At 66.6% G+C, this 13092-nt stretch carries 14 protein-coding genes and 1 other annotated feature; of the genes, 9 read left to right on the top strand and 5 right to left on the bottom strand.

Going from position 1 to position 13092, the window contains the following annotated elements; genetic code table 11:
- Positions 1-820 (top strand): flavodoxin-dependent (E)-4-hydroxy-3-methylbut-2-enyl-diphosphate synthase (gene ispG, locus QZ847_RS13595; RefSeq protein ID WP_294357316.1); only part of this gene is annotated, 820 nt, incomplete at its 5' end.
- 155 nt (positions 821-975) lie between these two features.
- Here ispG and QZ847_RS17015 read toward each other — a convergent pair.
- Both QZ847_RS17015 and QZ847_RS13590 read right to left on the bottom strand, forming a co-directional pair.
- Positions 976-1245 carry an energy transducer TonB gene (locus QZ847_RS17015; protein WP_366930198.1) on the bottom strand — a complete coding sequence of 90 codons (270 nt, stop codon included), beginning with the start codon at positions 1243-1245 and terminating at the stop codon, positions 976-978.
- A 225-nt stretch (positions 1246-1470) separates the two neighbouring features.
- Positions 1471-1863 carry a MerR family DNA-binding protein gene (locus tag QZ847_RS13590; RefSeq protein WP_294357314.1) on the bottom strand — a complete coding sequence of 131 codons (393 nt, stop codon included), beginning with the start codon at positions 1861-1863 and terminating at the stop codon, positions 1471-1473.
- A 43-nt stretch (positions 1864-1906) separates the two neighbouring features.
- Here QZ847_RS13590 and QZ847_RS13585 point away from each other — a divergent pair, with 43 nt between their 5' ends.
- The 5 genes from QZ847_RS13585 (at position 1907) to QZ847_RS13565 (ending at position 6213) form a co-directional block, all read left to right on the top strand.
- Entirely contained in the window at positions 1907-2656 is a 750-nt protein-coding gene (locus QZ847_RS13585) for a glutaredoxin (RefSeq protein ID WP_294357312.1), read from the top strand.
- Positions 2657-2745: 89 nt separating this feature from the next.
- Positions 2746-2801, top strand: a sequence feature (sul1 is cis-regulatory element that is thought to sense ions involved in sulfur or methionine metabolism; They are found in Alphaproteobacteria).
- Between the two features lie 62 nt (positions 2802-2863).
- On the top strand, positions 2864-4357 hold the full coding sequence (locus tag QZ847_RS13580; RefSeq protein WP_294357310.1) for a SulP family inorganic anion transporter: 1494 nt from the start codon (positions 2864-2866) through the stop codon (positions 4355-4357).
- 157 nt (positions 4358-4514) lie between these two features.
- On the top strand, positions 4515-5414 hold the full coding sequence (locus QZ847_RS13575; RefSeq protein WP_294357308.1) for a DMT family transporter: 900 nt from the start codon (positions 4515-4517) through the stop codon (positions 5412-5414).
- Positions 5411-5887 (top strand): GNAT family N-acetyltransferase, encoded by a 477-nt coding sequence (locus QZ847_RS13570; protein ID WP_294357306.1) that lies wholly within the window; start codon positions 5411-5413, stop codon positions 5885-5887. The genes QZ847_RS13575 and QZ847_RS13570 overlap by 4 nt, the downstream gene beginning before the upstream one ends.
- A complete protein-coding gene (locus QZ847_RS13565; protein WP_294357304.1) occupies positions 5887-6213 on the top strand; it encodes a multidrug efflux SMR transporter in 327 nt (108 codons plus the stop codon). Before QZ847_RS13570 ends, QZ847_RS13565 begins: the two co-directional genes overlap by 1 nt.
- A gap of 54 nt (positions 6214-6267) precedes the next feature.
- Here the strand turns inward: QZ847_RS13565 and ppa are convergent, their stop codons facing one another.
- The 3 genes from ppa to QZ847_RS13550 all read right to left on the bottom strand — a co-directional run bounded on the left by ppa (position 6268) and on the right by QZ847_RS13550 (position 9579).
- Positions 6268-6846 carry an inorganic diphosphatase gene (gene ppa, locus QZ847_RS13560; protein WP_294357302.1) on the bottom strand — a complete coding sequence of 193 codons (579 nt, stop codon included), beginning with the start codon at positions 6844-6846 and terminating at the stop codon, positions 6268-6270.
- Positions 6847-6881: 35 nt separating this feature from the next.
- Positions 6882-8834 carry a peptidase M61 gene (locus QZ847_RS13555; protein ID WP_294357300.1) on the bottom strand — a complete coding sequence of 651 codons (1953 nt, stop codon included), beginning with the start codon at positions 8832-8834 and terminating at the stop codon, positions 6882-6884.
- A 70-nt stretch (positions 8835-8904) separates the two neighbouring features.
- Positions 8905-9579 (bottom strand): DUF1345 domain-containing protein, encoded by a 675-nt coding sequence (locus tag QZ847_RS13550; protein ID WP_294357298.1) that lies wholly within the window; start codon positions 9577-9579, stop codon positions 8905-8907.
- A gap of 50 nt (positions 9580-9629) precedes the next feature.
- Here QZ847_RS13550 and hisS point away from each other — a divergent pair, with 50 nt between their 5' ends.
- From hisS to prmC, 3 genes are all read left to right on the top strand, one after another.
- Positions 9630-10838, top strand: a complete 1209-nt coding sequence (gene hisS / locus QZ847_RS13545; RefSeq protein WP_294357296.1) for a histidine--tRNA ligase — start codon at positions 9630-9632, stop codon at positions 10836-10838.
- A gap of 13 nt (positions 10839-10851) precedes the next feature.
- A complete protein-coding gene (prfA, locus tag QZ847_RS13540) occupies positions 10852-11928 on the top strand; it encodes a peptide chain release factor 1 (protein WP_294357294.1) in 1077 nt (358 codons plus the stop codon).
- 107 nt (positions 11929-12035) lie between these two features.
- The gene (gene prmC, locus QZ847_RS13535; protein ID WP_294357292.1) at positions 12036-12854 is read left to right on the top strand and encodes a peptide chain release factor N(5)-glutamine methyltransferase; all 819 of its coding nucleotides are present in this window, start codon (positions 12036-12038) and stop codon (positions 12852-12854) included.
- The last annotated feature ends 238 nt before the right edge of the window (positions 12855-13092 follow it).

Below are 13092 nucleotides of genomic sequence, written 5' to 3'. Positions count from 1 at the left end.
GGGTGCGGCCTGCCTGCGCATCAACCCCGGCAACATCGGTTCGGCGTCCCGTGTCGCCGAGGTCGTCCGCGCCGCCAAGGCGAACGGCTGCGCGATCCGCATCGGCGTCAACGGCGGTAGTCTCGAGAAGCACCTGCTCGAGAAATACGGCGAGCCGTGCCCCGACGCTTTGGTCGAATCGGCGCTGGATCACATCAAGCTGCTGCAGGACCATGACTTTCACGAGTACAAGGTCGCGGTGAAGGCGTCGGACTTCTTCCTCGCGGTCGCCGCCTATCAACAGCTCGCCAGCGTCGTCGACTGCCCGCTGCACCTCGGCATCACCGAGGCGGGCGGCTTTGTTGGCGGCACCGTCAAATCGTCGATCGGCATCGGATCGCTGCTGTGGTTCGGCATCGGCGACACGATCCGCGTGTCCTTGTCGGCCGAGCCCGAGGACGAGGTCCGCGTCGGGTTCGAAATCCTGAAGGCACTCGGCATCCGCAACCGCGGCGTCCGCGTCGTGTCGTGCCCAAGCTGCGCGCGCCAAGGTTTCGACGTGATCCGCACCGTGCAGGCGCTGGAGGAACGGCTCCAGCACATCCGCACGCCGATGTCGCTGTCGGTGCTCGGCTGCGTCGTCAACGGCCCCGGCGAGGCGCGCGAAACCGACATCGGCATCACCGGCGGCGGCAACGGCAAGCACATGGTCTATCTGTCGGGCGTCACCGACCACCACGTCCAGGACGCCGGCATGATCGACCACATCGTCCGCCTGGTCGAGGCCAAGGCCGCCGAAATCGAGTCGCACGCGGCAGCGGCGAAGATGGCGGCGGAATAGCTCGGCATGAGAGTGGGAGTGTGCGGATCAACTTCGTGCTTTCCACCAACGCTACTAACTGGTCGATACACACTCATGGACGATTCAGAGTTAGCAGTCGTCTGCTGTCGTCTAAGCGCGGAGTGACTTAACGGCTTGAGTAAGGGCGTGGCCTCTCAACGTGGTAGGTGCCACGCCATTGGAAAGCGAGTATCGGCTTCTACTGCTTGGCCACCTGCGGCGATGGCGGGATCAAACTTAAGCCGACGCACAAATGCACAACTCGCATCATCAAGGCTTTTGGTGCCACTACTTTCCGCGATCGTGCATGAGCTAACCCTGCCTTTCGCCGTCACATGAAGCACAAGAACGGTGGTGCCTTCCTGCTTCATCCTCACGGCATCGGCCGGGTAAGGGGATGCTCCTATAAGACCGTTTTGGCCCATAGCCGGCTTAGGCGGCTTTAGAGGCTCAGCGATTGCCGCTGTTTGACCTTGTGCAACGCTTGATGACGAAAGCATCAGGAGTAACGCAATCGATATCATTCGTGCTCAATCCCCCCGGAATGTGAGTGAAGCATACAATGATGCTTTACGTTCGCAATCCAGCAGTATGACTAATCGCTGATTGGCTCGCGCGCCTAACTGCGATCGCAAGGACTTTCGCGCACATCACCCCTCATCGAACGCCGCAAGGATCGGGCACGGTCCTTCGCCACCCCGCGCGCACTCGCCTGCCAGCCGCGACAGTGCGTCGCGCGCCTGCGTCAGCGAGGCGATCTGCGCGTCGATCGCGCTAATCCGGCTGCGCGCCAGTTCGCGTGCCCTTGCGCGGTCGTGGCCTGCGTCGAGCGCGAGCAGCTCGGCGATCTCTGCCAGCGTGAACCCCGCCGCCTGTGCCTGCCGGATGAAGCGCAGCCGTCGCACGTCGTCAGCGCCGTAGCGGCGGATCGCGCCTGCTGACCCACGCGCAGGTTCGGCGAGCAACCCGCGGCGCTGGTAATAGCGCACCGTTTCGACCCCTACGCCACCTGCCTGTGCCAGTTGCGCGATTTTCAGCGTCACTCGTCTTGACTCCGGACTGTGGTACGGAACCCATATAGGTGCGATGTCGACGACCCGCACCGAACAGCAGCGCGCCGTGCTTTATCGCATGGTCATGCCCGACCACGTCTGCCCGTACGGATTGAAGGCGCGCGATCTGTTGCAGCGCCGCGGCTACGCGGTCGACGATCGTTGGCTGACGACGCACGCGCAGACCAACGCGTTCAAGGCCGAGCACGACGTGAAGACGACGCCGCAGGTGTTCATCGAGGGCGCACGGATCGGCGGCTACGACGACCTGCGCCGCTATTTCGGGCAGCACGTGCCGGCCGCGGGCGAGACGAGCTACCGCCCCGTCATAGCCGTCTTCGCGATCACCGCATTGCTCAGCCTCGCCGCCAGCATCGCCGCGTTCGGCACGCCGTTCACGCGAACCGCGCTGATGTGGTTCGGCGGGTTCAGCATGGCCGTACTCGCGCTGTTGAAGCTGCAGGACGTGGAGCGCTTCTCCACCATGTTCCTGAACTACGACCTGCTCGCCAGGCGGTGGGTGCGCTACGGCTACATCTATCCCTTCGCGGAAGGCGCGGCGGGTGTGCTGATGGCGGCGGGCGTGCTGACCTGGCTGTCGGCGCCGATCGCACTCGTCATCGGCGGTATCGGCGCGGTGTCGGTGTTCAAGTCGGTATACATCGACCGCCGCGAGCTGAAATGTGCCTGCGTCGGCGGCAGCACCAACGTTCCGCTCGGCTTCGTGTCGCTGATCGAGAACCTCGGCATGATCGCAATGGCGGTGTGGATGATCGCGATGTGATCTGCGTGCGATCGGCGGTGGCCGCACGCGAGCCCGCCGGTAGCCCGCTTGCCTTCGTGCGTACGCCGTGACTATAGACGCGATATTCGCATGGACCCGGTGAAATTCCGGGTGGCTATTCCGGCCGCCGATCCGCCGGACAACAACACGCACTGTTCTTCTTGAGCACGCCCGTCGCGGCGTGCCGTGCCCTGTTGTGGATACTCGATGACACTCAACTTTTCTGCCTACCGGCGCCAGTGGTTCACTGACGCCGCCGCTGCCCGCCGCGATGTGCTGGCCGGTATCGTCGTCGCACTCGCGCTGATCCCGGAGGCGATCGGTTTCTCGATCATCGCCGGCGTCGATCCGCGCGTCGGCCTCTACGCCTCGGTCGCGATCGCGATGACGATCGCGCTGATCGGCGGGCGTCCCGGCATGATCTCGGCTGCCACCGCGGCGGTCGCGGTACTGATCGGCCCCTTGGTGCGCGACCACGGCGTCGAATACCTCTTCGCCGCGACGATCCTGATGGGATTGATCCAGATTGTGGCGGGGCTGCTCAGGCTCGACCTGGTGATGCAGTTCGTCTCGCGCTCGGTCATCACCGGCTTCGTCAACGCGCTCGCCATCCTGATCTTCATGGCGCAGCTGCCGCAGCTGACCGGTGTGACCTGGGTCACCTACGCGATGGTCACGGGCGGGCTCGCGATCATCTACGGCCTGCCGCGCGTGACCAGGCTGGTGCCCTCGCCACTGGTCGCGATCCTGGTGCTCAGCGCGATCAGCATCGCGCTCGGCCTGTCGGTCAACACCGTCGGCGACATGGGCAAGCTGCCCGATGGCCTGCCCGCGTTCGCGCTGCCGCAGGTGCCGCTCAGCCTTGAGACGCTGCGGATCATCCTGCCCTATTCGCTGACGATGGCCGCTGTCGGCCTGCTTGAGTCGCTACTGACCGCGCAGATCGTCGACGACATGACCGACACCGACAGTGACAAGCGGCAGGAATGCGCCGGGCAGGGCGGGGCCAACATCGTTGCCGCCTTGTTCGGCGGCATGGGCGGCTGCGCGATGATCGGTCAGTCGGTCATTAACGTCACCTCGGGCGGGCGCGGGCGGCTGTCGACCTTCGTTGCCGGCGCGTTCCTGCTGTTCCTGCTCGCCGTGCTCGGGCCATGGGTCGGGCGCGTGCCGATGCCCGCGCTGGTCGCGGTGATGATCATGGTGTCGATCGGCACGTTCAGCTGGAACTCGATTTCGAACCTGCGCCGTCATCCGCCGACTTCCTCGGCGGTGATGCTTGCAACCGTTGTCGTCGTGGTGGCGACGCGCGACCTTTCGCTCGGCGTGCTCGCGGGCGTGCTGTTGTCGGGCATCTTCTTTGCCGGAAAGGTACAGCGGATGTTCGCGGTCGAGCGTGATCTGTCGGCCGACGGCACGCAGGCCACCTACCGCGTCTCGGGTGAGATCTTCTTCGCCTCCGTCGACCGCTTCACCCGCGCTTTCACCGACGAGCGCGCACCAGTGGTGCTGATCGACGTGACTGCGGCGCATTTCTGGGACATTTCGGGCGTCGGCGCGCTCGACAAGATCGTCGCGCGGCTCAGGCGCGACGGCAGCGTGGTGGAGGTTGTCGGCTACAACCGCGCGAGCGCCGACCTCGTTGACCGCTTCGCACTCCACGACAAGACCGGGGTCGAGATGGGCCTCGCGCCGCACTGATCCTGTCCTATCGTGCGGGGATCGGCCATAGCGGGGGCGTGCCGACGCTTCATGCCTGCCCCTGCCGACGAGCGAAGTTGAGACGTGCACCGCGCGTGCGCGTGAATGTCAACTTTCTCAACTTCGCCTCAACTTCGCGTGTCGTTGAGGGGCAGACATGAGCACGCGACACCTCGCTCCCGCCGCCGCTTTCGCGGTTGCCGCTGCCGGGATCGGGCTGTTCTCGGTCATGGACGCGTTCATGAAATCGCTGGTGCTGGGGCTGGGCGTCTACAATGCGCTAGTCTGGCGCACGGGACTGTCGACGCTGTTCGGTGGTGCGGCGTGGGTCGTTGCCGGGCGCCCGCAACCCAGCGCCCGCGCGCTGCGGCTGCATCTGGCGCGTGGTGCGATCACGGCGGCGATGGCGCTGCTGTTCTTCTGGGGCCTCGCCCGCGTGCCGATGGCGCAGGCGATCTCGCTCGCCTATATCGCACCGCTGCTCGCCCTGTTGCTCGGGGCATTGTTCCTGAAGGAGCGGGTGGGTCGCCGTGTCGTGACCGCCTCGCTCGTCGCGATCATCGGTGTCGGCGTGATCCTCACCGGGCAGCAGCGCGCAGCGATGGGTCCGCAGGCGTTCGAGGGCGCGGTCGCGATCCTCGCCTCCGCGGTGCTCTACGCGGTCAACCTCGTCGTCGCGCGGTTGCAGAGCCAGGCTGCGCGCCCGGCCGAGATCGCGTTCCTGCAATCCGCCATCGTCACCGCGATCCTCGCCTGCGCCGCCCCGTGGCTCGCGCACCTGCCGCCGGCGGGCGAGTGGTGGAAGATTGCGATCGCCGCCGCGCTCGGCACCTCCTCCTTGTTCCTCCTCGCCTGGGCCTATGCGCACGGTGAGACGGGCTATCTCGCGACGACCGAATATACCTCCTTCGTCTATGCTGCCGCGCTCGGCTGGCTCGTCTTCGGCGAGCGTGTGCAACCGACCACGCTGCTGGGTGCGGCGATCATCGTCGGTGCGTGCCTCTACGCCGCACGCCGTCGCGGTTCCGCGCGAAGTCCGATAGAGCAGGTGGCATGACTGACATCCGCCCCGCCACCCACGCCGACGTGGCCACGATCCTGCGCTTCATCCGCGAACTCGCCGCCTATGAACGCGAACCCGACGCGGTCGAGGCAAATGAGGCGAGCCTCGCGCAAGCGCTGTTCGGCGAACACCCCGCCGCCGAGGCGCTGATCGCGGAGGACGACGAGCCGGTCGGCTTCGCACTGTTCTTTCACAATTTCTCGACCTGGACCGGCAAGCGCGGGCTCTACCTCGAGGATTTGTACGTCACGCCGGATGCGCGCGGGCAGGGAGCGGGGCGCGCCTTGCTCGCGCATCTCGCCGGCATCGCGCTCGACCGGGGGTGCGGGCGCTTCGAATGGTCGGTGCTCGACTGGAATACGCCGGCGATCGATTTCTACCGCAAGATCGGTGCAGTGCCGATGGAGGAATGGACGATCCAGCGCGTGACGGGCGATGCGCTGGTGCAACTCGCCGGGCGTAATTGATGGCGTGGCTGCTGCTGATCGTCGGCGGGTTGTTCGAGATCGGCTTCACGACCTGCCTGCGTCACGTCGAGGGTTTTCGCAACATTCCCTGGACGCTCGGCTTCCTCGCCAGCGTCGCGTGCTCGATGACGCTGCTGGAGGTTGCCTCGCGCAGCATCTCGATGGGAACGGCCTATGCGGTGTGGGGCGGGATCGGTGCGCTCGGTACCGTCGTCGTCGGGATCGTCTGGTTCGGAGAGCCGGCCAGTCTGGTCCGGCTGCTGCTGATCGCGGGCGTGGTCGCCTGCATTGCCGGTCTGAAGCTCACCGCCGGTGCGACTGCCTGAGTGAGGAGTTGTGAAGGCGAGAGGCGCGCGGGACGCGCCTCTCGACCTTGTCGTTCAATCGCGACCGGGAACGTCGTGGTCGTGTGGTTCCTCGCCGTGCGCCTTCGCATCATTGTAGCGCTCGATCGCCTCGAGCGTGATCCGGCGCGCCTCGTCGCGATTGCCCCAGGTGCCGATTCGCACCCACTTCTTCTTTTCCAGATCCTTATAGTGGGTGAAGAAGTGCTCGATCTGCTCGAACACGATCTCGGGCAGGTCCTCGCGTCCGTCGACCTTGGTGTAATACGGGAAGGTCGAATCGACCGGCACGCAGACGAGCTTCTCGTCGCCGCCGGCCTCGTCTTCCAAGTTCAGTACCGCGATCGGACGCGCGCGCACGACGCAGCCCGGGATGAACGGCGAGCGCGCGACCACCAAAGCGTCGAGCGGATCGCCATCGGGCGACAGCGTGTGCGGCACGAAGCCGTAGTTCGCCGGATAACGCATCGGCGTGTGCAGGATGCGGTCGACGAACAGCGCGCCCGACGCCTTGTCGAACTCGTACTTCACCGGCTCGCCGCCGGTCGGCACTTCGATGATCACGTTCAGGTCGTCGGGCGGGTTCTTGCCGACCGGGATTAGGTCAATACGCATTGTCGTCCCTTGTTACTTGGATCACGCCCCGTAGCTCAGCGCGGTGCGAGCAGGCGGTCGAGCCCGGAATCGCCCTTGCCGATTTTTTCGAGGCGCGGGTAGCGCAAGCCCCCGTGCCAGTCGAGCGTCACCGTGCGATAAGCGTCCTGCTGCCGGACGATCAACTGGATCGGCGTGCCACCGGCCTGGCCGTTCGGCGTCTGTGCACCGCGAATCGCCTTCTTCAGCGCGTCGGCCGAGTAAGGCTCGCCGTTCACCGACACGATCGTCGCGCCGACCGTCAGCCCCGCGTTGAACGCGGCGCCGCCCCAGCTGACGCCGGTGACCGCGCCCTTGCTCTCGCCATTGCTGACGATCATGCCGCCCGAATAGGTTAGGTCAGTGATCTTGCGCGACGATTCCCCGCTCTTGAACGACGGCGGGGGCGTGTCGGTGTAAGTCAGGCGGTAACCGTTGCGCTCAAATCCCGAGATCGGCGCGCCCGGCGCATGCTCGGTCAGCCGCTGGCGCAGCAGCGTCGCCCAGTCGTACGGCTGGATCTTGTTGAGCGTCGCCGCCACGTCCTCGAACGTGTAGGTCACCTCACCCCAGTCGCCGTCGCGGATGCCGAAAAAGGCGCGCGCGAAATCGTCGATCGACTTCTTGCCGCCCGACAGCTCGCGCAGCCGCGAGTCGACCTCCATCCAGACGAGCAGGCCCTCGTTGTAATAATCCTCCGAACGCTGCCAGCTGGTCCAACCCTTTGGACGTCGCGCGGAGATGATTGGATCGTTCGTGGTGTCGATCAGGTCGCGCCAGTCGCGCGCGCGCTGCGCATCGTAGCTCGCCGCGATCGCAGCCAGCTGATCGAGCGTATCCTGCTTGGTGACGAGGCCCGAGCGTGCCTGGAGAATGTAGCCCCAGAATTGCGTCTGTCCTTCGTACACCCATAGCGACTGGTCACGCATCGGCGTGCGGTAATCGGGCGTCCACAGCTCCGCGCCGCGGCGGAACTTGCCGTCCCAGGAGTGGGTGAATTCGTGCGGCAGCAGGTTGCGGCGGCCGGGCCCCTCATCCCACTTGGTGAAATAGCCCGGCGTGACACCGTTCTCGCTCGAGCGGTGATGCTCCAGCCCGATCCCACCGAGCTGGTCGGTGATCGACAGCAGGAACTCGTAATGGTCGTAATGCTGCGCGCCGAAGGTCTTCGCCGCCTGTTCGACCAGCCGCTTGTGCGCGTCGATCTGCGCCGGGGTAGCGACTAGTTCGGCGGGATCGTCGGCGAAGACGTTCAGGTTGACGCGCGAGGACAGCGGAATGACGCGGCCGTACTTGCCCGCAAGCATCGGCGAATCGACCAGGATCTCGTAATTGGTCGGCTCGTACGCGTAGGTCGACCCGGTCACCTGCGCCTTGAGCGCCCCCGCCGCGGTCCAGCCGGCGGGATATTTCACGGTCATCTGTACCGGTATCTGCCGCGTGAAATACCCGGCCGGGTACAGGCTGACTGAATTCGGCTCCATGCTGACCATCGTCGGCGTCGCGACGATTCGGCCCTGATCGCCCTTGGTCGCGGAGATGAACTGGAACGACGCATCCAGCTGGGTGACGCCCGCGGGTACGTCGAGGTGGAAGGCGTAGACGTCGACGGTGTCGCGCGTCCATGGGATCACCTGCCCGTTACCCTTGATGACCAGCCCGGCCAGCTTCTCGATCTCGCCGCGCGGGCTGTGCGCGCCGGGCAGCCATTTCGGGAACAGCAACACCATGTGCCCGGCGGCGGGCACGGGGATCGTTTCGGTCACGCGGAAGATGCCACGCTGCGTGTCGGTCGCGTCGACGTTGACTTGCAGCGTGCCGGGAAAGCGCACGTCCTTCGCCTCCGGGATCGTATCGACGATCGGTACCGGCTGCGGCGCGGAATTGCCCGCCGGAACCTGCGCGGCGGCGATGACGGGGGCGAGCGACGAGGTGGCGAGCAGCGATAGGCCGAGGAAAGAACGGATCATGCGCGGAGCGGTCCCCTAAGAATTTTCTGGTGTAGGTCAGAAGGACTTACCGGCGCGGCACCGCCCGCGTCTACCCTCCGCCGCCACCGATCGTGTTGATCGTGAAGGCGAGCACGCCGAGGTTGAACACGAATGCCGCGAGGCACTGACCTAATGCCACGCGCCGCATCCGCCCGCTGGCGATCGTCACGTCGGAGGTCTGGAACGTCATGCCGAGCGTAAAGCTGAAATACAGGAAGTCCCAGTAATCGGGCTCTTTCGTGTCGGGGAAGTCGAGTCCGCCGGCATCGCCGCGCCCGTCCTGTTCCTCGCTGTAGAACAGGTGGGCGTAGTGGAGCGCGTAGACCATGTTGGAGAACAGCCAGGCGAGCACCAGCGTCGCGATGACCAGCGCGATCGCCAGCGCGTCGTTCTTGCCCTTCAACTCGCCGTTGACCGCGGCGAGGATCACGAAGGTCGTGCCGGCAGTAATCGCAAGCAGCAGCGCGCGATTGGCATCGTTGGCGCGTGTCGAGCGGCGCATCGCCGCCGCGGTGGTCTCGCTGAACAGCGGCACCAGTGAGACGAGGAATGCGAGTGCGCCGAGATCGAATGCGACCATCACGCCGCGCCCGACGCCGATCGCGGGGATCAGCAGCGCTGCGCCGACGCCGCAGACCAGCACGAACAGCACGAAGCGTGGCGGCGCGATCCGCTGCCCCAGCGTGCGTTTCACCCGTCCCCACCAGCTGCCCGCATGATCCATGTGAGCCCGCTAGCGCGAGCGCGCGGCCTCGCCTAGATACGCGCGCGCTTATGGCCCGTATTCAGACCCCCAATCGCGTGCGCGGCACGCAGGATATCTTCCGCGACGAGGAACGCCGCTTCGCGCACGTGCAATCGACCTTCGACCGCGTTCGCCGGCTCTATTGTTTCGAGCGCGTCGAGGTGCCGGTGTTCGAGGACACGCAGGTGTTCGCGCGCTCGATCGGCGAGACGACCGATGTCGTGTCGAAAGAGATGTACACCTTCCCCGATCGCGGCAACGACAGCCTGACGCTGCGTCCCGAATTCACCGCCGGAATCGCGCGGGCCTATATCACCGGGGGGTGGCAGCAATACGCGCCACTGAAACTCGTCACCAGCGGCGCGGTGTTCCGCTACGAGCGCCCGCAGAAGGGGCGCTATCGCCAGTTTCACCAGATCGACGCCGAGATCCTCGGCGCACCCGAGCCGGCGGCAGACGTCGAGCTGCTGTGCCTCGCCGACCAGCTGCTCCACGAACTCGGCATTGCCGACGGCGTGACGTTGCAGCTGAACACGCTGGGTGACGCCGAGACGCGCGACGCGTGGCGCGCCGCGCTGGTCGCGCATTTCGAGGCGCACCGGGCGGAGTTGTCGGAGGACAGCCTCGCACGGCTCGACAAGAACCCGCTGCGTATTCTCGATTCGAAGGATCCGCGCGATCGTCCGATCGCCGACAGTGCGCCCGACATCGACGCCTATCTGACGGCGGAGGCGCGCGCGTTCTTCGACGCGGTCACCGCCGGGCTTGATGCCGCCGGGGTCACGTGGACGCGCAACGCGCGGCTGGTGCGCGGGCTCGATTATTACCGCCACACCGCGTTCGAGTTCGTCACCGACCGGCTCGGCGCGCAGGGCACGGTGCTCGCGGGCGGACGCTACGACGGGCTGGTCGAGAGCCTGGGCGGTCCGGCGACCGCGGGTGTTGGCTGGGCCGCGGGGATCGAGCGGCTGGCAATGTTGCTGGAGGAACCGGTGGTCAGCGGCCCTGACGTGGTGGTGGTGATCGAGGATGACGCGGCGCACGCAGAGGCCACGGCGGCGCTCGCCAAGTTGCGCCGGGCGGGTGTCTCGGCCGAACTCAACGCGACCGGCTCGCCGCGCAAGCGTTACGACAAGGCGCTGAAGCTCGACCCGGCGGAGACGGTGACGTTCCGTGCTGACGGTCACGCTGTTCGCGTGCTGCGCGGGTCGGGTCGCGCGCAGGCGGTGCTCGGTTGAGCGGCGCGCGCGCATGACGACCATCTCCCCCGATCGCATCCGCCAGATCGAGGCGCGCCGCGACGAGCTTTCCGCGTTGATGGCGACGGGCAATCTCGACGGCGACCGCTTCGTCGCGGTGTCGAAGGAATATGCCGAGCTGGAGCCGGTCGCGCAGGCGGCGGGTGAGGTGCGGCGGCTGCGTGCCGAGGCCGAGAGCCTGCAATACATGACCGATGACGCCGACGCCGAACTGCGCGCGATGGCGGAGGAAGAGCTGCGCGACAACAAGGCGGCGCTTGCCGATGCCGACCGGCGGCTGGCACTGGCGCTGCTGCCGCGCGACGCCGCCGATCAGCGCTCGGCGATGCTCGAGGTGCGCGCCGGAACTGGCGGCGACGAGGCGGCGCTGTTCGCGGGCGACCTGTTTCGCATGTACCAACGCTTTGCCGAGGAACAGGGCTGGCGCGTCGAGCTGATCTCCGCGTCGGACAGCGACGCGGGCGGGTTCAAGGAAGTCGTCGCCTCAATTACCGGATCGGGCGTGTTCGCGAAGCTGAAGTTCGAGAGCGGCGTCCACCGCGTCCAGCGCGTGCCCGTGACCGAGAGCGGCGGGCGCATCCATACGTCCGCGGCGACGGTCGCGGTGCTGCCCGAGGCGGAGGAGGTCGACGTGCAGATCGACGAGGCCAAGGACCTGCGGATCGACGTTTATCGCTCGTCGGGGCCGGGCGGGCAGTCGGTCAACACGACCGATTCGGCGGTGCGCATCACTCACCTGCCGACCGGGTTGGTCGTCATCCAGCAGGACGAGAAATCCCAGCACAAGAACAAGGCCAAGGCGCTCAAGGTCCTGCGCACGCGGTTGTACGAGGCCGAGCGCGAACGATTGGCGGCCGAGCGATCGGGTACCAGGCGGGCGATGGTCGGCTCGGGCGACCGGTCGGAGCGCATTCGCACCTACAATTTTCCGCAAGGCCGCGTCACTGACCACCGCATCAACCTGACGCTGCATCGCTTGCCCGAAATCCTGCAGGGCGAGTTGGGTGAACTCGTCGGCGCGCTGATCGCGGAGGATGAGGCGGAGCGGTTGGCGACGTTGGATGCGTAGGTCGGCCTGCTGCGTGCCGCAGCAGGACTCGACCAAGCCCGGCCGGCAGGAGCGCCGCTCCTATCCTACGACGCGGCTTCGCCGCGGCGCCACCCGGTAGCGCTCTGATGCCCACCTCTCGCGCCGCACTCGCCGCCGCCGCGCAGCGCTTTGCCTTTTCCGCCACGCCGCGGCTCGACGCCGAGCTGCTGCTCGCGCACGCGCTCGGCATCACGCGCGAGCGACTGCTCCTTACCTTGGGCGACTGGCAGGTCCCCGCTTCCTTTGATGCGCTGGTCGAACGCCGCGCAGCCCATGAGCCAATCGCCTACCTGACCAGCACGCGCGCTTTCTGGACGATCGACCTCCACGTCGCGCCCGGCGTGCTGGTTCCGCGCGCCGACAGCGAAACGCTGATCGAGGCGGCGGTGGCGCATTTCGCGGGCACGGCGGGACCGCGCCGCGTGCTCGACCTCGGCACCGGATCGGGCGCGCTGCAGCTCGCCGCACTCGACCAATGGCCGCGCGCGAGCGGCGTGGGGATCGATGCCTCGCCCGCCGCGCTCGCCATCGCGCGCGACAACGCCGAACGGCTCGGGATGGCGGCGCGTGCGGAGATGATGGCGGGCGACTGGACGGGAACGGGCGAGGCGTTCGACCTGGTGCTGTGCAATCCACCCTATATCGAGGTCGATGCGGCGCTGCCGGCCGAGGTGCGCGAGTGGGAACCGGCGTCGGCGTTGTTCGCCGGTGCTGACGGCCTGAACGATTACCGCCGCCTCGCGCCGCTGCTACCGGCGCAAATCGCGGCAGGCGGCATCGCCTGCGTCGAGATCGGGTCTACGCAGCGAGCGGCAGTGACCGCGCTGTTCGAGGCTGCGGGTCTGCGCGTCACGGTACGCCGCGACCTGGCGGGGCTCGACCGTTGCCTCGTTGTCACGCCTTGAAGACGAGCGACCCGCTTCTCATATTTTCCTTTGAGAACGAGCGGCGGTTCGCTAGAGCGCTCGTAGGGGCCCGCACGAACAGCGCTGTTTACCGCGTCGTTGTTATGGGGTGTTGTGCCCTCCCTTCGTCATCAGCCGCTGCAGTCCGGTGGCCGTGGCAGGTCCGGTTCGCCACCGTGCAGCCGTCCTGGGGAATGATCGCCCGTGCACCGTGATCGGTGCCGCTCGGGAGCAGTGC

Origin of the sequence: uncultured Sphingomonas sp. (genome assembly GCF_913778135.1) — a bacterium.
Classification (GTDB): domain Bacteria; phylum Pseudomonadota; class Alphaproteobacteria; order Sphingomonadales; family Sphingomonadaceae; genus Sphingomonas.
The sequence above is the reverse complement of the archived record's forward strand: the minus strand, read 5'-3'. Positions and strand labels throughout refer to the sequence as shown.